This window comes from Pantoea sp. BRR-3P (genome assembly GCF_039621635.1).
In the GTDB taxonomy this organism is placed as follows: Bacteria; Pseudomonadota; Gammaproteobacteria; order Enterobacterales; family Enterobacteriaceae; genus Pantoea; species Pantoea floridensis.
On record NZ_CP155066.1, the window covers coordinates 2,393,542 to 2,416,571 of the forward strand.

General features: G+C 54.6%; 22 protein-coding genes. 4 read left to right on the forward strand and 18 right to left on the reverse strand.

All coding sequences use genetic code 11. From position 1 onward, the window contains the following. Nucleotides 1–177 precede the first annotated feature (177 nt). Both AAGR08_RS11110 and mfd read left to right on the forward strand, forming a co-directional pair. The gene (locus AAGR08_RS11110) at nt 178–387 is read left to right on the forward strand and encodes a hypothetical protein (RefSeq protein WP_097094229.1); all 210 of its coding nucleotides are present in this window, start codon (nt 178–180) and stop codon (nt 385–387) included. Between the two features lie 178 nt (nt 388–565). Further along, nucleotides 566–4,009, forward strand: a complete 3,444-nt coding sequence (mfd, locus tag AAGR08_RS11115) for a transcription-repair coupling factor (RefSeq protein ID WP_345826874.1) — start codon at nt 566–568, stop codon at nt 4,007–4,009. 110 nt (nt 4,010–4,119) lie between these two features. Here mfd and AAGR08_RS11120 read toward each other — a convergent pair whose 3' ends face one another. The 8 genes from AAGR08_RS11120 to hinT all read right to left on the reverse strand — a co-directional run bounded on the left by AAGR08_RS11120 (nt 4,120) and on the right by hinT (nt 10,258). Next, nucleotides 4,120–4,662 carry a glycine zipper 2TM domain-containing protein gene (locus AAGR08_RS11120; protein ID WP_097097555.1) on the reverse strand — a complete coding sequence of 181 codons (543 nt, stop codon included), beginning with the start codon at nt 4,660–4,662 and terminating at the stop codon, nt 4,120–4,122. Nucleotides 4,663–4,957: 295 nt separating this feature from the next. Continuing rightward, a complete protein-coding gene (locus tag AAGR08_RS11125) occupies nt 4,958–6,262 on the reverse strand; it encodes an NAD(P)/FAD-dependent oxidoreductase (protein ID WP_097094231.1) in 1,305 nt (434 codons plus the stop codon). 212 nt (nt 6,263–6,474) lie between these two features. Next, nucleotides 6,475–7,017, reverse strand: coding sequence for an alpha/beta hydrolase YcfP (gene ycfP / locus AAGR08_RS11130; protein ID WP_097094232.1), 543 nt, complete (start codon nt 7,015–7,017; stop codon nt 6,475–6,477). Nucleotides 7,018–7,056: 39 nt separating this feature from the next. Then, nucleotides 7,057–8,100: a beta-N-acetylhexosaminidase gene (nagZ, locus tag AAGR08_RS11135; protein WP_097094233.1), complete on the reverse strand. Its 1,044-nt coding sequence runs from the start codon at nt 8,098–8,100 to the stop codon at nt 7,057–7,059. A 15-nt stretch (nt 8,101–8,115) separates the two neighbouring features. Continuing rightward, nucleotides 8,116–8,931, reverse strand: coding sequence for a thiamine kinase (thiK, locus tag AAGR08_RS11140; protein ID WP_097094234.1), 816 nt, complete (start codon nt 8,929–8,931; stop codon nt 8,116–8,118). Continuing rightward, nucleotides 8,918–9,514 carry a penicillin-binding protein activator LpoB gene (lpoB, locus tag AAGR08_RS11145; RefSeq protein ID WP_097094235.1) on the reverse strand — a complete coding sequence of 199 codons (597 nt, stop codon included), beginning with the start codon at nt 9,512–9,514 and terminating at the stop codon, nt 8,918–8,920. The genes thiK and lpoB overlap by 14 nt, the downstream gene beginning before the upstream one ends. A 10-nt stretch (nt 9,515–9,524) precedes the next feature. Next, the gene (locus tag AAGR08_RS11150; RefSeq protein WP_345826875.1) at nt 9,525–9,890 is read right to left on the reverse strand and encodes a YcfL family protein; all 366 of its coding nucleotides are present in this window, start codon (nt 9,888–9,890) and stop codon (nt 9,525–9,527) included. Between the two features lie 17 nt (nt 9,891–9,907). Further along, nucleotides 9,908–10,258: a purine nucleoside phosphoramidase gene (gene hinT, locus AAGR08_RS11155; RefSeq protein ID WP_097094237.1), complete on the reverse strand. Its 351-nt coding sequence runs from the start codon at nt 10,256–10,258 to the stop codon at nt 9,908–9,910. A 356-nt stretch (nt 10,259–10,614) separates the two neighbouring features. Here hinT and AAGR08_RS11160 point away from each other — a divergent pair, with 356 nt between their 5' ends. Together AAGR08_RS11160 and AAGR08_RS11165 are read left to right on the forward strand one after the other, a co-directional pair. Further along, the gene (locus AAGR08_RS11160) at nt 10,615–12,222 is read left to right on the forward strand and encodes an MFS transporter (RefSeq protein WP_097094238.1); all 1,608 of its coding nucleotides are present in this window, start codon (nt 10,615–10,617) and stop codon (nt 12,220–12,222) included. Beyond that, the gene (locus AAGR08_RS11165) at nt 12,219–13,358 is read left to right on the forward strand and encodes a glycoside hydrolase family 88 protein (RefSeq protein WP_345826876.1); all 1,140 of its coding nucleotides are present in this window, start codon (nt 12,219–12,221) and stop codon (nt 13,356–13,358) included. The genes AAGR08_RS11160 and AAGR08_RS11165 overlap by 4 nt, the downstream gene beginning before the upstream one ends. Nucleotides 13,359–13,537: 179 nt before the next feature. Here AAGR08_RS11165 and ptsG read toward each other — a convergent pair whose 3' ends face one another. The 10 genes from ptsG to fabD form a co-directional block, all read right to left on the reverse strand. After that, entirely contained in the window at nt 13,538–14,971 is a 1,434-nt protein-coding gene (gene ptsG, locus AAGR08_RS11170) for a PTS glucose transporter subunit IIBC (RefSeq protein ID WP_345826877.1), read from the reverse strand. A 285-nt stretch (nt 14,972–15,256) separates the two neighbouring features. Then, entirely contained in the window at nt 15,257–16,048 is a 792-nt protein-coding gene (locus AAGR08_RS11175) for a metal-dependent hydrolase (protein ID WP_345826878.1), read from the reverse strand. 17 nt (nt 16,049–16,065) lie between these two features. After that, nucleotides 16,066–17,055 (reverse strand): DNA polymerase III subunit delta', encoded by a 990-nt coding sequence (gene holB, locus AAGR08_RS11180; RefSeq protein WP_345826879.1) that lies wholly within the window; start codon nt 17,053–17,055, stop codon nt 16,066–16,068. Continuing rightward, the gene (gene tmk / locus AAGR08_RS11185; RefSeq protein WP_345826880.1) at nt 17,052–17,687 is read right to left on the reverse strand and encodes a dTMP kinase; all 636 of its coding nucleotides are present in this window, start codon (nt 17,685–17,687) and stop codon (nt 17,052–17,054) included. The genes holB and tmk overlap by 4 nt, the downstream gene beginning before the upstream one ends. Next, entirely contained in the window at nt 17,677–18,696 is a 1,020-nt protein-coding gene (gene mltG, locus AAGR08_RS11190; RefSeq protein ID WP_345826881.1) for an endolytic transglycosylase MltG, read from the reverse strand. Before mltG ends, tmk begins: the two co-directional genes overlap by 11 nt. After that, a complete protein-coding gene (pabC, locus tag AAGR08_RS11195; protein ID WP_345826882.1) occupies nt 18,693–19,505 on the reverse strand; it encodes an aminodeoxychorismate lyase in 813 nt (270 codons plus the stop codon). The genes mltG and pabC overlap by 4 nt, the downstream gene beginning before the upstream one ends. Before the next feature lie 122 nt (nt 19,506–19,627). Continuing rightward, entirely contained in the window at nt 19,628–20,869 is a 1,242-nt protein-coding gene (fabF, locus tag AAGR08_RS11200; RefSeq protein WP_097094246.1) for a beta-ketoacyl-ACP synthase II, read from the reverse strand. An 86-nt stretch (nt 20,870–20,955) separates the two neighbouring features. Then, nucleotides 20,956–21,192 (reverse strand): acyl carrier protein, encoded by a 237-nt coding sequence (acpP, locus tag AAGR08_RS11205; RefSeq protein WP_097094247.1) that lies wholly within the window; start codon nt 21,190–21,192, stop codon nt 20,956–20,958. Nucleotides 21,193–21,345: 153 nt separating this feature from the next. Continuing rightward, complete coding sequence (fabG, locus tag AAGR08_RS11210) at nt 21,346–22,080, reverse strand: 3-oxoacyl-ACP reductase FabG (RefSeq protein ID WP_097094248.1); 735 nt, start codon at nt 22,078–22,080, stop codon at nt 21,346–21,348. 10 nt (nt 22,081–22,090) lie between these two features. After that, a complete protein-coding gene (fabD, locus tag AAGR08_RS11215) occupies nt 22,091–23,023 on the reverse strand; it encodes an ACP S-malonyltransferase (protein ID WP_345826883.1) in 933 nt (310 codons plus the stop codon). Nucleotides 23,024–23,030 lie beyond the last annotated feature (7 nt).

Sequence of the window (23,030 nt, forward strand, 5' to 3'; positions counted from 1 at the left end):
GTATCCGGCAAAGTTGTGTCAAAAACCGTCCCAGCAGGTGGCTATGCATAAAATTGCGACAAATTAATGATGTTATTTGTACATTTATTGCCCATGGGCTGGCGTAGACTTAGTGATGAAGCAGTAGATTAAGCACCGATTGTACCGATGTAAGCGCACAGCGCGGGAGTACAGACTATGTTGAAATTTCCTAAAGGCAGCATCGTTAAACATAAATCGGGCGAGATCAGAGGGGAGATTGTGAACGTTTTTGAACAGGGCGATTCACCCACTGGCTATTACGTGAAATGGGATGACGGCAACCACAGCTATCATCTGGAAAAAGAGCTGTCATGGGCCAATGTCGATCGACCCCGGATGCACTACACACAGCAATCGAGTAAGTGATTTGTGGTCGCCATGAATGGCGACCCTACGTTATTTCACCATGAATGGCGACCCTCCGCGTTTTTGTAGGGTCGTCATTTATGGCGACCACGCAGAAACTCAGAAACGACAGATGATCCGCAGGGCGGATTATGGAATGATGACGCCCTGTAATCCAAGGAGAGAATGTCGAGATCCCATGTCGGAACAGAGTCGTTATACCCTGCCAGTCAAAGCCGGTGATCATCGCCAGCTCGGCCAATTAGTCGGTGCCGCTCAGGCGCTTGAGTGTGCCAGCATCACCGAACGCCATAACGGTCCGGTGTTGATGATTACCCCAGATATGCAATCTGCCCTGCGTTTACAGGAGGAGATTCGTCAGTTTACCGATCTGCCGGTTACTCATCTCGCTGACTGGGAAACGCTGCCCTATGACAGCTTCTCGCCGCATCAGGACATTATCTCCGCTCGCCTCTCCACGCTGTATCAGCTGCCGAACTTAACGCGCGGCATGCTGATTATGCCGGTCAACACGCTGATGCAGCGCGTCTGTCCACACAGCTTCCTGCACGGTCATGCGCTGGTGATGCAGCAAGGGCAGAAGCTGTCGCGCGATGCGCTGCGCGATCAGCTGGAGCAGGCAGGCTATCGCCATGTCGATCAGGTGATGGAGCATGGCGAATACGCCACGCGCGGCGCGCTGCTCGATCTGTTCCCGATGGGCAGCGATCAGCCCTATCGCATCGACTTCTTTGATGACGAAATCGACAGCCTGCGCCTGTTTGATGTTGATACCCAGCGCACGCTGGAAGCGGTCAACGCCATCAACCTGCTACCGGCGCATGAGTTCCCGACGGATAAAGCCGCCATCGAGCTGTTCCGCAGCCGCTGGCGTGAAACTTTTGACGTGCGCCGCGAACCGGAGCACGTCTATCAGCAGGTGAGCAAAGGCACGCTCCCTGCCGGTATTGAATACTGGCAGCCGCTATTCTTCGAGCAGGAATTGCCGACGCTGTTCAGCTATTTGCCAGGCAATACGCTGCTGCTCAACAGCGGCGATTTACTGGCGAGCGCCGAGCGCTTCTGGCTTGATGCCAACGCGCGCTTCGAGAATCGCCGCATCGATCCGATGCGCCCGCTGCTGGAGCCGGTGACGCTGTGGCTGCGCCCCGATGCGCTGCTCAGTGAACTGAAAGCCTGGCCGCGCATGCAGCTCAGCAGCGAGACGCTGCCGGAGAAAGCCGCAAATACCAACCTTGGTTATCAGCCGCTGCCGGAATTAACCGTGCAGGCGCAGGCCAAAGCACCGCTCGATCTCCTGCGTCAGTTCCTGGAGCAGTTCAGCGGCCAGGTGATTTTCTCGGTGGAGAGTGAAGGCCGCCGCGAAAGTCTGCAAGAGCTGCTGACGCGTATCAAACTGCGTCCACGCGCCATCGATCACTTCGATCAAGCCGTCGATCAGCCGCTCAGCCTGATGATCGGCGCCAGCGAGCGCGGCTTTATTGATACCCAACGCCAGCTGGCGTTGATCTGCGAAAGCGATCTGCTCGGCGAGCGCGTCAGTCGCCGCCGCCAGGATAATCGCCGCACCATCAATCCAGACGTATTGATCCGCAACCTCGCCGAGCTGCATCCCGGCCAGCCGGTGGTGCATCTGGAGCACGGCGTTGGGCGCTATATCGGCCTCACCACGCTGGAAGCCGGCGGCATCGTGGCGGAATACCTGATGCTCTCCTATGCCGGCGACGCCAAACTGTACGTGCCGGTTTCGTCGCTGCATCTGATTAGCCGCTATGCCGGTGGCGCAGATGAGAATGCGCCGCTGCATAAGCTGGGCAGCGATGCCTGGTCACGTGCGCGACAGAAAGCCGCGGAAAAAGTGCGCGACGTGGCGGCAGAGTTGCTGGATATCTATGCTCAGCGCGCTGCCAAAACCGGCTTCGCCTTTAAGCACGATCGCGATCAATATCAGCTGTTCTGCGAAGGCTTCCCGTTTGAAACCACGCCGGATCAGGGCCAGGCGATCAATGCCGTATTGAGCGACATGTGCCAGCCGCTGGCCATGGATCGTCTGGTGTGCGGCGACGTGGGCTTTGGTAAAACCGAAGTGGCGATGCGCGCCGCGTTCCTCGCGGTCGAAAATGCCAAACAGGTTGCCGTGCTGGTGCCGACCACGCTGCTGGCACAGCAGCACTACGATAACTTCCGCGATCGTTTCGCCAACTGGCCGGTGCGCATTGAGATGCTGTCGCGCTTCCGCACCGCGAAAGAGCAAAGTCAGGTGCTGGAACAGGCGCGTGAAGGCAAAATCGATATTCTGATTGGTACCCATAAACTGTTGTCGAACGATCTGAAATGGCACGATCTCGGCCTGCTGATCGTCGATGAAGAGCACCGCTTTGGCGTGCGCCATAAAGAGCGTATTAAGGCGATGCGCGCCGACGTGGATATCCTGACGCTCACCGCCACGCCGATTCCGCGAACGTTGAACATGGCGATGAGCGGCATGCGCGATCTGTCGATTATTGCCACGCCGCCGGCACGACGTATGGCGGTGAAAACCTTTGTACGCGAGTATGACAGCCTGGTAGTGCGCGAGGCGATCCTGCGCGAAGTGCTGCGCGGCGGCCAGGTTTACTACCTCTACAATGACGTGGAGAACATTGAAAAGGCAGCACAGCGGCTGGCAGAGCTGGTGCCGGAAGCGCGTATCGCCATTGGCCACGGTCAGATGCGCGAGCGCGATCTGGAGCGGGTGATGAACGATTTCCACCATCAGCGCTTTAACGTACTGGTGTGTACCACCATCATCGAAACCGGCATCGACGTGCCAAGCGCCAACACCATCATCATCGAGCGCGCCGACCACTTTGGTTTGGCGCAGCTGCATCAGCTGCGTGGCCGCGTTGGCCGATCGCATCATCAGGCGTATGCGTGGCTGCTGACGCCGCATCCGAAAGCGATGACCACCGATGCGCAGAAACGCCTTGAGGCCATCGCTTCGCTGGAAGATCTCGGCGCCGGTTTCGCGCTGGCGACACACGATCTGGAGATTCGCGGTGCCGGTGAACTGCTCGGCGAAGATCAGAGCGGACAGATGGAAACCATCGGCTTCACGCTGTATATGGAGCTGCTGGAGAACGCGGTGGATGCGTTGAAAGCGGGTCGCGAGCCATCGCTGGAAGATCTCACCAGCAATCAAACCGAAATCGAACTGCGCATGCCCGCCCTGCTGCCGGATGATTTTATCCCCGATGTGAACACCCGTTTGTCACTGTATAAACGCGTGGCCAGTGCGGCGGATGAGCAGGATCTGGCGGAACTTAAAGTCGAGATGATTGATCGCTTCGGCAAGCTGCCGGATGCGGCGCGTAATTTGCTGGACATTGCCGGTCTGCGACTGGTGGCCCGTGAATTAGGTATTCGTAAAGTTGAAGCCAGCGAGAAAGGCGGTTTCTTTGAATTCGCGCCGCAGAACCACGTCGATCCAGGCTGGCTGATTGGGCTGCTGCAGAAGGATCCAAAGCAGTGGAAGCTGGATGGCCCAACGCGGTTGAAGTTCACCCGCGATATGGCCGACCGTAAAATCCGCATGGAGTGGGTGCAAGGTTTTGTCAGCGAGCTGACTAAAAACCGGGTTTGATGTTGTAGGGGCGCCATTTATGGCCCCCCCGTCAAACCGCAATGAATCCAATAAAAAAGCGCCTTTCGGCGCTTTTATTATTACAGCTGCTGTGATGTATCTTTGCCCAATTAGGCCTGATTCGAATTCAGGATCAGCTGACCGTTACGGTCGAGCGGAATGCGGGTGCCAGGGTCATTTTCCATGCGGATTTTGCCCTGCTGGTCGCCTATTTTATAGGTCACGTCATAACCCAGCATTTTTTCCTGTTTATCGTATACCGTTTTGCAACGCTGCTCGTTGGTGGTGTAGGTATCGCGATCCTGCAACGCACCTTGCACCTGATTACCGCCGTAACCACCGGCCAGCGCACCCGCTACCGTCGCCACATCACGACCGCGTCCACCACCAAACTGATGGCCTAACACGCCCCCTGCGACCGCGCCCAGCACCGAACCTGCAATGCGGTTCTCATCCTGCACGGCACGACGATGCGTGAGCGTCACGTTGCGGCACTCTTGTCGCGGCTGCTTGATGCTCTCTTTAATCGGCGTCGCCGACAAAACTTGTGCGTATTGCGGACCACGGTCGAAGACATCCATGCTGGCGACTGCGGCAACACCTAACGCTGCTGCTACGCCGATACCGATACCCGCTAACATTGATTTATTCACAGGAATGTCCTCCTGAAGATTGTTACCGCGCATTCCCGCCGCTACGAAATCCTGAGTAGCCGAGGCAAAACCGGCGTGCGCGCCGCGCCGTGTTGTTGGTAATAAGTTTTACAGATGGCCCGTAATTGCAACATCAGATTAATGGAGGAAACGCAGCGGAAACCCATCAGGGCCAGCTTTTAGGAGAGTTCTGAGAGCGGATGAAATAACGCCGTAACCTTAAGCTGAAAGCACCTTTTTCAGCGGGTCACGGCGGGGCAAGGCGCTTCAGGCGGCGTTGCGCCGCCCGAAATCATCAGTGCAGTTTAAGGCGCGGACGCAGGACACGGTTCAGGCTGCCCACCAGCATCATCAAGCCAGTTTTGAAGTATCCGTGGAGCGCAATCTGGTGCATACGATACAGAGAAATGTAGACAAAACGCGCAATGCGCCCTTCCACCATCATCGAACCGCGCATCAGGTTGCCCATCAAACTGCCCACCGTGCTGAAGCGCGACAGGGATACCAGCGAACCATGATCTTTATAAACATAGGCTTTCAGCGGCTTGCCTTTACGCTGCGCGAGGATATTCTCCAGCGCGCGGGAAGCCATCTGGTGCGCTGACTGCGCGCGCGGCGGCACAAACCCGCCTCCCGGCAGCGCACAGGACGCACAATCACCGATGGCATAAATGTCATCATCCAGCGTGGTTTGCAGCGTCTCTTTCACCACCAGCTGATTGATGCGGTTGGTTTCCAGCCCGCCAATCTCCTTCAGGAAATCGGGGGCTTTAATACCAGCCGCCCACACCATCAGATCGGCATCAATGAATTCGCCACCTTTCGTGTTCAACCCTTTTTCCGTTGCGCTGGTGACCATGGTTTGCGTCAATACGCGCACGCCGAGTTTAGTCAGCTCCTGATGCGCCGCGGCAGAAATACGCGGTGGCAGCGCCGGCAGAATACGTTCACCGGCTTCCACCAGTGTGACATTCAGCGAAGAGCTGTCCAGGCCTTTATAGCCGTAGCTGTGCAGCTGTTTCACCGCATTATACAGTTCAGCAGAGAGTTCCACGCCGGTAGCGCCGCCGCCGACAATGGCGATGTTCACTTTTTCCAGGCTACCTTCGCTAGCTGAAAAGCGCAGGAATAAATTGAGCATTTCGTTATGGAAACGACGCGCCTGATGCGGGTTATCAAGGAAGATGCAGTGATCTTTTACGCCCGGCGTGCCGAAGTCATTTGAGGTGCTGCCCAGTGCGATAACCAGGCGATCGTAGGCCAGCTCACGCTGCGGCACTAACAGTGCGCCTTCCGCATCACGAATCTCGGCCAGCTCAAGGGTTTTGTTTTCACGATTGATTTGCGTCAGCGATCCCAGCTGGAACTGGAAGCCGTGATTGCGCGCGTGCGCCAGATAGCTCAGCGCATCAATGCCTTCATCCATCGAACCGGTCGCCACTTCATGCAGCAGCGGCTTCCACAGATGACTGTGGTTACGATCGACCAAAATAATCTCGGCTTTCTTGTTACGTCCTAGCTTGTGGCCGAGCTGCGTTGCCAGCTCTAAGCCGCCAGCACCACCGCCGATGATAACGATTTTTTCCATAGATATAGTCAACAAAGACCCCCTCAAAGTTGTAAACCAATAGTTAATTAATGGTTAATAAAAACCTTAATAAACATAGGGTTGGCGAAGTTAAATCGCGAGCTAGGGGCAGAATATCACGGCGTCGAAGACATAACATAAGAAAATTGATGTGGATCAATCTTTCAACTGCATTATCAGAATGTTACACATTCTTTGCGCCGCATCACACGGCGCACAGGGGTTCAGGCGAGGAGTTTGAAGGCTTTAATCCGTTGTAAATGCGGCGCAATATTTTTGAATTTATGGCTGGCTTCGTCATCCCAGATAATTTCATAGAACGGCTGCAAGTGCGCCGCACTGCGCTGATTGTCCAACGCTTCATCATGGCGCGACAAGATAGTCAGGCACTTTTCACGGTTCTTTTCACGAAAATCGCTGACGCATTTGGTGGCAATATCGAGATACTCTTCCGGGCGGTCGATTTTTCCCTCCATGTTTTCGAAAGGAAACAGATTGGGATTAAAAATCGCCTGCCGCATGCCGCAAAGAAAACCAATGCGTTCGGCCCAGTAGCCACCCAGGCCCACTCCGCAAATCAGCGGATGCGCATCGTCGCCCTGCTGCAACAGCTTGTCGCACTCTTTCAACAGAAACTGCATGTCGTGTTTGGGATGGCGGGTGCTATAGCTGACTAATCTGACGTCCGGGTCAATAAACTGCAGCTGCAGCACCTTTTCATGGTTGCCCGGACTGTTGGAATCAAAACCGTGCAGATAGATGATCATGATAATCCTCAGCGTGGAATGAAATCCGGGCAGCGGCGCTTATCTGCCCGAAGCTTTGTGCGCCAGCCAGCGCTCTTGCAACGCGCTCAGCTGACGCTGATTTTGCCGCCAGCGCTCGCTTGCCAAAAGGCTTTGACGGGTAAAACGACCCTGATGGTACAACTGCGCTACCCGCTCTGCCCCGATCGGCGTCAAGTTATCCAGCACGCTTACCGCGCCCGCGCGCTGATTGCACACCAGGATCATATCGCAACCGGCATTCAGCGACTGCTGCGCGCGCTCGGCGTAGCTGCCCATGACGGCGGCGCCTTCCATTGACAAATCGTCGGAGAAAATCACGCCGTTGAAGCTGAGTTCTTTACGCAGCACGCTTTTCAACCAGTATGGCGAACCGCTGGCAGGAAGCGGATCCACCTCAGTATAGATAACGTGCGCCGGCATCACCGCATCGAGGAGCTGCTCGTCAATCAACTGCTTAAAGATGGCCATATCATGCTGACGCAGCGTGGCGGCATCGCGGTTATCGCGCGGCGTCTCTTTGTGCGAGTCGGCGCTGACCGCGCCGTGACCGGGGAAGTGTTTGCCGGTGGTTTTCATGCCGGCTTCATGCATGCCGTTGATAAAGCGACGCGCCACCTGCAGCGCGATAGTAGGATCTTCATGGAATGAACGATCGCCAATTGCCGCGCTGATGTGACCAATATCCAGCACCGGCGCGAAGCTGATGTCAATGTCCATGGCGATCATCTCCGCCGACATTTGCCAGCCTGCCTGTTGTGCCAGTTCACCTGCGCTATGGAGATCGTTCAGCGCAGCGAAAGATTGCATCGCCGGTAACTGAGTAAAGCCGTCGCGGAAACGCTGCACGCGGCCGCCTTCCTGATCCACGGCCACCACCAAACGATTACGCGAAGCGGCGCGAATCTGCCGCACCAGCTCTGCCAGTTGGTCAACATCGTGGAAGTTACGGGCAAACAGGATTAGCCCGCCTACCAGCGGATGCTGCAGAATCTCACGTTCCTCGGCATCAAGCTCATAGCTCTCAACGTCGAGCATCAGCGGTCCAGGCGTGTTTATGGTCATGATTAAAATCCCAGGTTAAAGGTCGTGCCAGCTGGCCTGCGCCAGCTGTTGTAAGGTGTCGTCGTGACTCTGCTCGGCTCGCAGCTGATACCAACTCGCCATGAGCAGCTGCAGCCATGGCTGCCAGCGCTGCATCTGTCGGGCCAGCGTTTGTTCATCAAGATGGGCGCGCTCGGCGTAACCGCTCACCCAGGCCGATCGCGTGTCTCCATCTACCGCACATACCGCTGCCAGTTCCAGCGCCACGTCGCCGTCAGCGGCATATTCCCAGTCGATCAAACGTAAGCCATCAGGTGTAGCGACAAGATTACCGGCATGTACATCCATATGCAGCGGCGCCAGCCGCAACGGCTGCGGCTCGCCCTGCTGTAACAAACGTTGCAGACGCCGCTGCCAGCGCCAGTGCCGCTGCTGGCAAAGCTGCCAGTAACGCTGCAGCAGCGGTGTCAGGCGCAAACGATAGCCGGTGAGCGGCTGTTGATGCAAACGATGCAGCAGCGCTAGCACGGCTGCACGCTGCTGATTGAATTGTGAAGATGTCAGCACTTCTCCCGGCAACCAGCTTTGCAGCAGCCACGGAGCGCGCCACGCCAGCGGCTGCGGTCCCAGCTGCGCGTGCCGCAGTTGCCGCAGCACGCGATATTCGCGCTGGCGGTCAACAAACGGAATCGGCTGCGGCGGCGCACGACGCGCCAGCACATCGCCCTGCTGGGTTTGCACGTGCATGCTTTGCCCACTGAGCCCCGGCAGCGCGAAAAAATGACCGGCAGCTTGCGCCGTCGGCCATTGTTGCTGAATCATTTTTTGCAGCTGAGGATCAGGGTTGAGCAACGCCGTTTCCTGACCAGATAATTTCGCCGGTTTGCACCAGCATCAGCTGCATTTGCAGGGTAGGTGCTTTCACATCGCCTTGCGCATTGCTGTACAACACATACTGCGCATTCACGTTGCGTGCCAAACCAATCGCTTTACTGCGCGAGTTAAGGCTGTCATCCGCCGATAAACCCAGCGTCTGTTTGGCCTGCGCCAGCTGCTCCGGCGTGATCAGCGTGAATTTACCGTTGTTAGCCAGTGCATTCTGGATGGCATCGGTGGCTTTATCCGTTTGCAGCGAACCATTGGTGCTGTTCTTGATGCGATCCACCAGCAGCACGCTGCCAGGGTTCACCCCTGATGATTGCACCATGTTGCCAACCAGCGGCTGCACGCTGGCATCCCAGTTAATGGTTTTTAGCTTCGGCGGCTGCGGCACGGTTTGCGGCGGCGGCACCGGCTGCGTTGGCGGTTCTACCGGCTGAGTGGGTGTGGTCGGCTGTGTCGGTTCAACCGGTGCCGGAGTCTGTTGTTGCACCACGCAACCGGTAAGCATTAGCGCAAATAGCAATGCGCCCGAACGTTTTACACTGCGAATCACAGCTTACTCCTTAAAGATAAAGATAGAGACGCACCTTGCTGGCGGTCGGATTGCCCATTTGTGAGGCCACTTCCACGCTACCATGCGCCGGTACAATCAGTGTCTGAGCCGGCTCTTCTGGCGTGATTTCCAATCCTTTGTCGTCATACCAATAGAAACGATAGTGCACTTTTACCGGCGTTTCACGCAGGTTTTGCAGCACGCTCAAGGCACGCTGCTGGCCATCCTGCTCTGTCAGCTTAGGGGAGTCAGTAATGATGCCTGCTGACAGCACCGCCGATTCCATAACCAGCGACTGCGAAGTATTAATCATCGGCTTATCACTGCTGCAACCTGCAAGGGTTAGCAACAGTAAGCCACTCAGCCATTGACGCATAACCGGGTCCGCCTGAGTTAGCTAGCCAGCATCGGGCCCAGCGGCTGACCGCCGACCAGGTGCATATGGATATGATAAACCTCCTGCCCGCCATGACTATTGCAGTTCATGATCAGGCGATAGCCATCTTCGGCAATGCCTTCATCACGCGCGATCTTCGCGGCTACGGTGATCATGCGGCCCAGCGCCTGTTCATGAGCGGCCTGCACATCGTTGGCGGTAGGAATAAGTACGTTGGGGATGATCAGAATATGGGTGGGCGCTTTGGGCGCGATATCGCGGAAGGCGGTGACCAGTTCGTCCTGATAAACCACGTCAGCGGGAATTTCGCGACGGATGATTTTACTGAAAATGGTTTCTTCAGCCATGGTGCATTTCCTTAAGCCTGAGTTCAGTCAGGCAGTATGCGTGAGGAATTCCATTTCTTTCAACCTCAGGACCACATTTCTTGCATTAAATGGCTGCCTTTACACCGCTTTTTCACTTCGCCATGCCTTGTGCTGCAACTCGCATTTCTAACACTTCATTAACCACAAAAATGAAACGCTGTTTTATAAATTAGAGATATCTCGCCATTTTCTTTGTGATTTTGCCACCACCGCGCAATACCTTGCGAAATCGCGAAGGTTTGCCGGTTTAAGCCGCTCTATTTTCAATCCAATCCGATCACGCTGTACGGAGTGATGAGGGACGTGTTTACCGCCTATTTCAAGGAGAACCTGCCATGCGCTCTCGTAAGATTGGCCTGGGTCACTATCTGGCCTATGGTTCCGGGGACTTCCTCGGGGCGGGCACCACGGCGCTAACTGCCGCCTGGCTGCTCTACTTCTACACCACCTTTTGTGGGCTATCGCCGATTCAGGCGACGTTTATTTTCGCTGCCGCCCGCGTGCTGGATGCGGTGGTTAGCCCGCTGATGGGATTTTTGACCGATAACTTTGGATCGACCTGGCTTGGCAAACGCTTTGGTCGTCGCAAATTCTTTATCCTGCTCGGTATCCCGTGCGTGTTTAGCTATAGCCTGATGTGGGTCAGCGATATGAGCTTCTGGTGGTATCTGCTGACTTATCTGCTGTTCGATATGGTCTACACCATGATTCTGGTGCCATACGAAACGCTGGTGCCGGAAATGACCGATGACTTTAAGCAGAAAACCCGTTTCTCCGGCGCACGCATTGGTCTGGCACAGCTTTCGGCGATCCTGGCAGCTTTCTTGCCGGGCGTGCTAATTGGCTGGTTTGGCAAAGAGAATCCGATCTCCTTCTTCTACGCCAGCCTGGTGTTCTCGGTGATTTGTGCGCTAGTGCTGACGCTGGTATGGGTGTTTACCTGGGAACGCGATCCTGATGATTTCTCAGCAGAATCACGCCGGGCGGAACAGGAGAAATCACGGCTAACGTTGATGCAAAGCCTAAAACGTCTTTACACCGAGCTGGCTTCTACGCTGCGTATTCGTATTTTTCGCCAACATCTCGGCATGTATCTCGGTGGTTACATCGCGCAGGACGTGTTTAACGCGGTATTCACCTGGTATGTGGTGTTTGTGCTGATGCAAAGTGCGCAAATTGCCTCAAACCTGATGGGCACCATGGCAGTGATGCAGTTTATTGCGGTGATGGCGATGATTCCACTCTGTATTCGGCTTGGTCCCGCGCCAGCCTATCGCATGGTGGTGGTGCTGTTTGGCCTCAGCGCCCTCTCCTATGCCGGATTGTGGTACACCGGCATGAACGACAACTTCGCGCTGCTGGTACTGATTTCCGGCCTGGCGGGTCTGGGACGCGGCGGCATCAACTATGTACCCTGGAATACCTATACCTATATTGCTGACGTCGATGAAGTGATTACCGGCCAGCGTCGCGAAGGCATTTTTGCCGGCATCATGACATTGACGCGCAAAGCGTCACAGGCTGGCGCGGTGATGTTCGTCGGCATCGTGCTGCAGTTGGCCGGTTTCTCCTCTGGCCAGGCCACCCAGGTGCCTGCCGTCGGCCATACCATTTTGGCGATTCTCAGCGTTGGCACCCTTTGCGTGCTGGCCTGCGGCTTCATTATCTCCCTGCGTTTCAAGCTCAACCTGCACACTCACACCGTGTTACGTGAAGAGACGCTGAAGATGCGTGCAGCCGGACGCGTGGTGCCTGAACGCATTACGCCACAGGCACGTGGCGTCGTCGAAATGCTGGCGGGCATGCCGTATGAAAATCTGTGGGGCAATAACAACGTCGGTTATCTCAATCGTCATAAACCCGCAGCCCCACCGCTGCCGAGCCAACCGCGATCTTTACCTACTCTACCGACCACCCTGATTAATGATAGGAATGAACCATGACTGTATTTCCTGTAAAGCACAGCGCGCTGCTGCGTCAGCCTGAATATCTCCTACCTCGAACCGAACTGGTGCAGTTGATTCAACAACTCACGCAGAATCTGGTGAATATTACCGATCACAGCGGGGAATTTTTGCTGCGCCTCGACGATGGGCGCGTGATCGATACCAAAGGTTGGGCCGGTTGGGAGTGGACGCACGGCATTGGTCTGTACGGCATGCTGCACTATTATCAGCAGACCGGCGATCGGGCGACGTTAAAAATCATTGATGATTGGTTCACTACGCGGCTCGCGGAAGGCACGCCGACGAAGAACGTCAATACCGTTTGTCCGTTCCTGACGCTCGCCTATCGCTACGAAGAAACACGCAATGCGGCCTGGCGCCCGGTGCTTGAGCGCTGGGCTGAATGGGTGATGTATGAGATGCCGCGTACTGAACAAGGCGGGTTACAGCACATCGTCTATAACAACGAGAATACCCAGCAGCTGTGGGACGATACGCTGATGATGAGCGTGATGGCGCTGGCGAAAATTGGTCAGCTGCTCGATCGCCCAGAGTTTGTGGAAGAAGCCAGCTATCAGTTCCTGGTTCATAGCCAATATTTGATGGATCGCCAAACCGGCCTGTGGTTCCACGGCTGGACGTTTGAGGGGCGACATAATTTTGCCAACGCGCGTTGGGCGCGCGGTAACAGCTGGGTCACCATCGTCATTCCGGACTTCCTCGAGATGATGAACTGGCCGCAACAGCACGCCACACGCCGCTTCCTGCAACAGGTGCTGGAGAGCCAGGTCAAGGCATTAAGTGCCTGTCAACACAGCAGCGGCCTGTGGCATACCTTGCTCGACGATCCCAATAGCTACCCAGAAGCCTCTGCTACCGCCGGTTTCGCCTATGGCATTCTCAAAGCTGTGCGTAAACGGTATCTCTCGCCGGAGTATTTACCGCTGGCGGAGAAAGCGTTGTGCGGCGTTATCGGCAATATTGATCAGGATGGGGAGTTAAAACAGGTGTCGTTCGGCACGGCGATGGGCAGCGATCTGGAGTATTACCGCCAGATACCACTCACTTCAATGCCATACGGTCAGGCAATGGCGCTGCTGTGTTTGACGGAATATTTGCGGGTCTACTTGTAATAAAAAATGCCCTCACTAGAGGGCATTATTAGGCACCGAAAGTAAAGTGCGTTGAAGCGGCGGCAGAGGAGTAAAGCATCCCAAGCCATGGATGGCTTGGGGCGAGCCCCAGGGATGGTTTATGGCGTCTTTACGATCTGACGCCGCTTCATCGCACCGGCTCTGCCTGCCAACTTAGGTTACATACTGCGGATATAGTCATCCATTTCAGTTTTCAGGTTATCGGACTTAGTACCGAAAATTGCCTGAACACCTGAACCTGCTACCACCACACCTCGTGCGCCGAGGCTTTTCAGTTCAGCCTGATCCACTTTGCCCACATCTGCCACGCTCACACGCAGACGGGTAATACAGGCATCCAGATTAGTGATGTTCTCTTTACCACCAAACGCGGTAACCAGCTTGCCCGCCATTTCGCTACCGGTTGCGCTGCTCTGCTCCATTGCTGTGTCCTCACGACCCGGTGTTTTCAGGTTCAGTTTTACAATCAGGAAACGGAATACGCTGTAGTAAATCAGGCCGTAGATAATACCGACAATCGGGAACAACCAGATTTTGCTACTGTTGCCGCTCAGCACGATAAAGTCGATCAAACCGTGTGAGAAGCTAGTGCCATCACGCATGCCCAGCAGGATACAGATTGGGAATGCCAGGCCAGCCAGAATCGCATGGATCACATACAGAATCGGCGCGACGAACATGAAGGAGAATTCGATCGGCTCGGTTATACCGGTCAGGAACGAGGTCAGCGCCGCTGAGATCATGATGCCGCCCACTTTGGCGCGGTTTTCTGGTTTAGCTGAATGCCAAATCGCAATCGCTGCCGCTGGCAGACCATACATTTTGAACAGGAAGCCACCTGACAGTTTACCTGCCGTTGGGTCGCCCGCCATATAGCGCGGAATATCACCGTGGAACACCTGACCGGCTGCATTGGTGAATTCACCAATTTGCATCTGGAAAGGTACGTTCCAGATGTGGTGCAGACCAAATGGTACCAGCGAACGCTCAATCAGGCCGTAAAGGCCAAAGGCCACTACCGGGTTTTGATAGGCAGCCCACTGAGAGAAGTCTTGAATGGCAGTACCGATTGGCGGCCAGATGAATGACAGCACCACACCGGTGAAAATCGCCGTCAGACCGGAGATGATCGGGACAAAGCGCTTGCCCGCAAAAAAGCCAAGATACTCAGGCAGCTTGATGCGGTAGAAACGATTGAACATATAGGCAGCAATTGAGCCCGCGATGATCCCGCCTAGCACACCGGTATCCGCCAGATGCTTGGCTTCGATTTCCGCAGCCGGTAAATGCAGCACTAACGATGCCACTACCGCCATGGTTTTCACCATGATGCCGTAAGCCACTACCGCAGCCAGTGCTGAAACACCGTCGTTATTGGTAAAGCCAAGAGCCACACCGATCGCGAAGATCAGTGGCATATTAGCAAATACCGAACCGCCCGCTTCCGCCATCACATGCGAAACCACGGCAGGTAGCCAGCTAAAGTTTGCAGAACCAACACCTAACAAAATACCGGCAATCGGCAGAACCGATACCGGCAACATCAGCGATTTACCTACTTTCTGCAGGTTCGCAAATGCGTTCTTGAACATAGAAACTCCTGAGTATGAGTGCAATTTTTTTGCGCAGTGCGCATGGCTTAGGGGGAGGATCCTTCGCCGGGTGACGCTGAGCGTCTTTTGATTTATTACGAAGAGTAAAATAAATCGCTAATTGTTAAATTGACGGCCATCACATTTCGCTAAGAGTGGCTGCGTCTTTTCAGTTGTTTCTTACAGATCCGGCTTAAAAAACAGCAATAAAACGCTGCCTGCACCCGTTAAGATGCAGTGCAGCCGATGGTTTTCTGATTAATTACAGTATTTGAAATAAAGTCGTTAGCTACCGAGACGACTCATTGGGATATGGAACAGGCGGGAGAAATTTTCCGTCGTCACAGCGGCCAGCGTCTCAATATCGACGCCTTTTAATATCGCCATGTAGTCTGCCACATCACGGGTAAATGCCGGTTGATTCTCTTTACCACGGTGTGGCACGGGTGCCAGATAGGGAGAATCGGTTTCCACCAGCATACGATCCAGCGGTACATAGCGCGCCGCCTCGCGAATTTGTTCGGCATTGCGAAAGGTGAGAATGCCTGAGAAAGAGATATAAAAGCCCAGATCCAGCAGCTTCGCCGCAGTTTCTTTATCTTCAGTGAAGCAGTGCAGCACACCGCCACATTTCTCTACGTTTTCTTCACGCAAAATCGCCAGCGTATCTTCACGTGCGTCGCGGGTATGAACAATGATCGGTTTATTCAGCGCAATGCCCGTGCGGATATGCTCACGAAACGATGCTTGCTGCTGCGCTTTGGTCTCTTGTTGATAGAAATAATCCAGCCCGGTTTCGCCCAGTGCGACCACGCGCTCTTCAGCCGCCAGCCGGCGAAACTCCTCAACATCATAGGGTGTTTCCTGATTCAACGGATGCACGCCGCAGGCTAACGCTACGTTTTCACGATCGCCAACCAGCTGTTTGATTTTGTAGTAATCCGGCAGCGTCGTCGCGATTGCCAGCATAAACTTCACATCACGCGCCGCCGCTTTGGCAATAACATCATCGAGATCGCGATGATGTTTTTCATAATCAAGGCCATCAAGATGGCAGTGTGAATCCACAATAAACATACTTCTCTCTTTCTCTCTTAGCCGACCACGGCGGGTGCGAGTAAACGCTCCCAGGCAAGCAAACGGTCAGTCAAAATTAATTCACGATTAAGGGCTGCCACATGTAGCAGTTGATCCCGACACTGCATCCATTGCTGTGCGCTGCTATTTAACGCGCCGCTGTTCAGTCTTTGCGCCAGTTGTGCAACCACATCCGGGCGATCGCCGTTGCTGAGCCACTGACTTGCCCCCTGCTGCACTTTCATTGCATCAACCAGCAGAGAAATCAGCCAGCTTAGTCGCTCAGCCACATCCTCTGCATTGAGCGCCGGCAGCAGCTGCAGCACATCATTATTGAGCGCGCTGATCAGCATTTCGCACAATTTTTCACGCGCCTGCCAGCGTTCAGGTTGTAACAGCGCCAGTGCGGCCGCCGGTGCGCCATTACTCAAGCGCAGTGCCGCACGCAGCGTGGCTTCCGGTTGCGGCTGCTGTTTCTGCAGCCACTGCAGACTATGCGCTTCTTCCGGTGGTGAAAGATGCCATGTCATGCAGCGGCTGCGGAGCGTAGCCAGCAAGCGTGAAGGCTCACGCACGCTGAGGAAGAACCAACAGTTCGCCGGCGGCTCTTCCAGCGTTTTCAGTAACGCATTGGCTGCGGCTTCAGTGAGCTGTGAAGCATCAGGCAGCCAGACGATTTTCGCACCGCCCTGCTGGGCAAAGTGATACAGCTTTTCGGTTACATCTCGCACCGCATCGATGCCTAGCGACGATTTGCCCTTTTCGGCTTCGAGCCGATACCAATCAGGGTGGGTATGTGCCTGCATCAGCTGGCAGCCGTGACAATGCCCGCAGCTTTTTAGCCCTTCAGGCTGCAGACACATCAACCAGCGACTGACGCCCCAAACCAGCGCATCATCGCCCATTCCCTCGATAGCTTGCACCAGCAGCGCATGATGTGCCTGACCGCTCTGATGGCGGGCGATAATCTGTCGGTAAGGTTGATTCAACCAGGGATACCAGTTCATGCGGATTGATCTGCCAGCCAGCGACGCAGCGCCGTTTTAAGTGACAATGTCACTTCATCAATATTTTGCGTCGCATCAATAGTGAGGATAGAAGGATCCTGCGCGGCTAATGCCAGATAGCATTCACGCGTACGCTCAAAGAAGCGTAACGACTCTTGCTCAATACGATCTAACTCGCCGCGAGCTCGGGCGCGCTGCAAACCCACTTCTGGCGTGACATCGAGGTAAAGCGTGAGATCGGGACGGAAATCACCGAGTACCGCATCGCGTAGCGTGGTCATTAATTTTGCATCTACACCACGTCCGCCGCCCTGATACGCTTGAGAAGAGAGATCGTGGCGGTCGCCAATCACCCATGCACCACGTGCTAATGCTGGTTTAATCACGTTCTCCACCAGCTGCACGCGTGCCGCATAAAGCATCAGCAGTTCGGCTTTATCGGTGACCTGTTCACCATCAATACCCTGCTTAACCAGTACACGCAGCTGTTCCGCCAGCGGCGTTCCACCTGGCTCACGGGTAAAGACGACATCATTGATGCCATGTTCATGCAGCGCAGCGACTACCGCATTACGCGCAGTGGTTTTACCTGCGCCTTCAAGGCCTTCAATGACGATAAACTTACTTTTCATTTTTTTCCTTCATTGCTAGCCGATAAACCTGCACCGCTTTGTTGTGACTGGCCAAATTAGTCGTGAAAGTGTGGCCGCCTTTACCATCTGCGACAAAATAGAGGTAATTGGTCTTCTCTGGATGTGCTGCCGCCTCAAGCGAAGCACGGCTCGGCATGGCAATCGGACCCGGAGGCATACCGCTAATGGTGTAGGTATTGTAGTCGGTTGGGGTTTCGAGATCTTTACGCGTTAACGAGCCGGTATAGCTATCACCCATGCCGTAAATCACCGTAGGATCGGTCTGCAGTTTCATGCCCGTACGCAGGCGATTGATAAATACTGATGCCACGCGTGCGCGCTCTTCGCTGACGCCGGTTTCTTTCTCAATGATTGACGCCATGGTCACCAGATCCTGCTCTTTTTTATAAGGCAGGTTATCCATGCGGCCCTGCCAGATCTCATCAACCAGCTTATTCATGCGTGCATGAGCCCGCTCCAGTAGCGCCACATCGCTGGTATTTGCCGTATAAAGATAGGTATCGGGATAGAAACTGCCCTCGAGTTGGCTGGGCTCAATTTTGAGCGCCGTGGCAACGGTGGCAAACTCATCGTCGGTGAGCGTGTGTTTGAGGTAAGGCGACTTGCGCAACTCAGCCAGCCACTCCTTCAGCCTTGAACCTTCAACAAAGCGTACCGGAAACTGAGCTTCTTTACCGCTGGCCAGCAGTTGCAGCAGTTGTCGTACCGTCATGCCTTTTTCCAGCCGATAGGTGCCTGCTTTAAACTTTGCCAGTTCTGGCTCCAGTTTTAATAGCGGACCAAACCAGATACTGGTGGGAATAATGTGCTGGCTTTCGAGCTGGGCTTCCAATACCACGCGGCCACTACCGGCCGGCAATGTGTAAATGGTTTCCTGTTGCAAAGTGAGTGGTGCATCAGCTAAGCGTTGAACCTGCCAATAGCTAAAGGCGGCGGCGAGCCCCGCTAATGCCACTACACCTGCGAGAATCTTTTTCATTCGAGTCATGATACTTCCATCGTCGGGCAACTGGCGCGCAGTTGCTGGTACAGCGAACGTGCGGTGAACGAAACATCGTCAATTTGTCGCACGGGTAAAACCGGCATCAGGGCATTGCAGATCACCACTTCATCGGCATTCAAAACCTCCTCCCTGCGGCTATCTATCAGCTGACAATTCTGGCCAGATGCCGCCATTTCTGCCAGCAGATAACGGCGCATAATGCCATCTACACCGGCTTGCTCCAGGCGCGGCGTATAAAGGGTATTGTCTTTGCGCCAGAATAAATTGGCCGCACAGCATTCCACCACCGTCCCGTTAGTGTCAAGCACCAGCGCCTCGTCCCCGCCCGTCTGATCAAGATGGTGCCGAATGAGCACCTGCTCCAGGCGATTGAGATGCTTAACGCCGGCCAGCAGCGGATTTCGCGCCAGGCGAACAGGGCTGGTATTTAGCACGACACCCTGCTGTTGCAGCGCGGCATAATGATGTGGCCAGGGAGAAAGCGAAAGGATGCGGGTAGGCATGGTGCAGCCGCTACGGCTGTAACCGCGGCCACCTGCGCCTGGCGTCAAAATCACCTTTAGCACCGCCTGTGCTTGCCCATGAGCAGCCTGCTGCATTTCTTTAGCCAGCTGCTGCAAGTCCGGAATGCGCATCAATAACCTTTCACAGCCATCTTTAAGGCGTTGCAGATGGGCAGCAAGCATGACAACCTGGCCATTAACCACCGCCGCGGTAGTAAAACAGCCATCACCAAATTGCACAGCGCGATCGCGTGCTGAAAGTTCGGTCTGCTTTACCCCGTTTATCCACATGTTGATTACCCTGAGCGTTGTGCCTGTTTTCAATACCACTGCAGCACGTAAAATTCCACGCTACTGCGTGTCAAAATATAAAAAAGGCCCGCATTGCGGGCCTCTGTTCAGCTAAGTAGCGATTAAACTTTGCGGAAGATCAGCGAGCCGTTAGTGCCGCCAAATCCGAAGGAGTTACACAAGGTATACTCCAATCCGCTGACCTGGCGCGCCGTGTGTGGCACAAAGTCCAGGTCACAACCTTCGTCAGGATTGTCGAGGTTAATCGTTGGTGGAACCGCCTGATCGCGCAGCGCCAGAATCGAATAAATCGCTTCTACCGCGCCTGCTGCACCCAGCAGATGGCCCGTCATCGATTTGGTTGAGCTCACCATCACGCTATGAGCCGCAGCACCAAACACCGATTTCACCGCCTGAGCTTCCGCTTTATCACCGGCTGGCGTCGAGGTGCCATGCGCGTTGACATAACCGATCTGCTCAGCGTTCAGCTGTGCATCACGCAGTGCGTTAACCATCGCTGCTGCTGCACCTGAACCATCTTCTGGCGGTGACGTCATGTGGTAAGCATCGCTGCTCATACCAAAACCAATGATTTCAGCATAAATTTTCGCGCCGCGTTTCTTAGCGTGTTCGTACTCTTCCAGTACGACAATGCCTGCACCATCACCCAACACGAAACCGTCACGATCTTTATCCCACGGACGGCTCGCCGCCTGCGGATTGTCGTTACGCGTGGAGAGCGCACGTGCAGCACCAAAACCACCCACACCCAATGGCGTACTGGCTTTCTCCGCACCACCTGCCAGCATCACATCAGCATCGTTATACGCGATGATACGCGCAGCGTGACCAATGTTATGCACACCAGACGTACACGCAGTCGCGATTGAGATGCTAGGACCTTTTAGGCCATACATGATGGTGAGGTGACCGGCCACCATATTTACAATGGTAGAAGGCACGAAGAAGGGGCTGATTTTGCGCGGTCCACCTTTGACCAGCGAGCTGTGGTTATCTTCGATCAAACCCAGTCCGCCAATGCCAGAACCGATTGCCGCACCAATGCGACCAGCATTCTCATCGGTTACGACCAGACCTGAGTCTGCCATAGCCTGAATACCCGCAACGATGCCGTATTGGATGAAGTCATCCATCTTGCGCTGATCTTTGCGCGAGATGAAATCATCGCAATTGAAATCTCTTACTAAGCCTGCAAAACGCGTTGCATAGGCACTAGTATCAAAATGGTCGATCAGGCTAATGCCGCTCTGACCGGCAAGGAGAGCACTCCAGGTAGACTCTACGGTATTGCCGACAGGAGACAACATGCCAAGACCAGTCACAACTACACGACGCTTAGACACGCACGTCCTCCAGGGAGGGAAAAAATAACGCTATGTGGGGCAAACATAAAACTCAGGCGGTCGAGATGACCGCCTGAAGATATTCATTAGCCTTTATGGCTATTGATGTAGTCGATCGCTGCCTGAACGGTAGTGATTTTCTCAGCTTCTTCGTCTGGAATTTCAGTATCAAACTCTTCTTCCAGAGCCATTACCAGCTCAACGGTGTCAAGAGAATCTGCACCCAGGTCTTCTACGAAAGAAGCAGAGTTGATCACTTCGTCTTCTTTAACACCCAGCTGCTCAGCTACGATTTTCTTAACGCGTTGTTCGATATCGCTCATACTATTTAATTTCCTATCAAAACTCGCTTTCGCGATGGTTTTCGTAGTGTATAAAATGTTGAAAAAGATGCAACAAAATCCCGGCTGGTCTAACCACGATTTTGCGTTATTCTGCGGTGTTTACCGCAGATAAAGCAAATCATTTCGTGATTATCAGACCATGTACATACCGCCATTGACATGAAGCGTCTCACCCGTGATGTAGGCTGCTTCGTCAGAGGCTAAGAATGCAACAGCATTGGCAATCTCCTGCGGGTCGCCTAAACGGCCTGCTGGAACTTCTGCCAAAATACCCGAACGTTGATCATCGTTCAGTGCACGCGTCATGTCCGTCTCGATAAAGCCCGGAGCCACGACGTTTACAGTAATGCCACGTGACGCAATTTCTCGCGCCAGTGATTTGCTAAAGCCAATCAAACCTGCTTTTGCTGCCGCATAGTTTGCCTGACCCGCGTTACCCATGGTTCCAACTACAGAACCGATGGTAATGATACGGCCCACGCGTTTTTTCATCATGGCACGCATAACCGCCTTAGAAAGGCGGAACACCGATGTCAGGTTGGTATCAAGGATATCCGCCCACTCATCGTCTTTCATGCGCATCAACAGATTGTCACGCGTAATGCCTGCATTATTGACTAAAATGTCCACTTCGCCAAATTCAGCACGAACTTGTTCGAGCACGCTCTCAATTGAGGCCGCATCGGTTACGTTCAGCAGCAGGCCTTTGCCCTTGTCGCCGAGGTAAGCACTGATTGCTTCCGCACCGCTTGCACTGGTGGCGGTTCCGACCACTTTTGCACCGCGCGCAGCCAGCGTTTCCGCAATGGCGCGACCGATACCACGGCTTGCACCGGTAACCAGCGCTACTTTACCTTCAAAGCTCATGTTTTTCCTCTTATTCCTGTGAAAGGGCTGCGCTCAGTGAAGCAGGATCGTTCACTGCAGCAGCGCTCAGGCTATCCACAATACGTTTGGTCAAGCCGGTCAGCACTTTGCCTGGGCCAACCTCGAGCAGCTGCTCAACGCCCTGCGCAGCAATAAACTCGACCGATTCGGTCCAGCGCACTGGGCTGTAGAGCTGACGGACCAGCGCGCTACGAATTGCCGCGCTATCGGTTTCACATTGCACGTCAACATTGTTCACAACCGGTACGGTAGGCGCGTTGAAAGTGATAGCTTCTAATGCAACCGCCAGTTTATCCGCTGCGGGTTTCATTAGCGCGCAGTGCGACGGCACGCTAACCGGCAGCGGCAGCGCACGTTTGGCGCCTGCAGCCTTACACGCTGCGCCAGCACGTTCAACCGCTTCTTTATTACCGGCGATAACCACCTGGCCTGGCGAGTTGAAGTTAACCGGTGAAACCACCTGGCCTTGCGCACTTTCTTCGCAGGCTTTACGGATCGATGCATCGTCCAGGCCAATAATGGCTTGCATCGCGCCGGTACCTTCCGGTACGGCTTCCTGCATCAATTTCCCGCGCAGCTCAACCAGCTTGATAGCATCAGCGAAATTCAACACGCCGGCACAAACCAGCGCTGAGTATTCACCCAGGCTATGACCTGCCATCAGCGTGGGTTTTACCGCATTTTTGCTTTGCAATACGCGATAAATAGCCACAGAAGCGGCCAGCAACGCAGGTTGCGTCTGCCAGGTTTTATTCAATTCTTCAGCTGGCCCCTGCTGGACCAGCTGCCACAAGTCATAACCCAGCGCGGCGGAAGCTTCACCAAAAGTGGCTTCAACCTGCGGGTTTTCAGCAGCCAGGTCGGCTAACATGCCGACGGTCTGCGATCCCTGTCCAGGAAAAACATAAGCAAATTGCGTCATCTTTCGT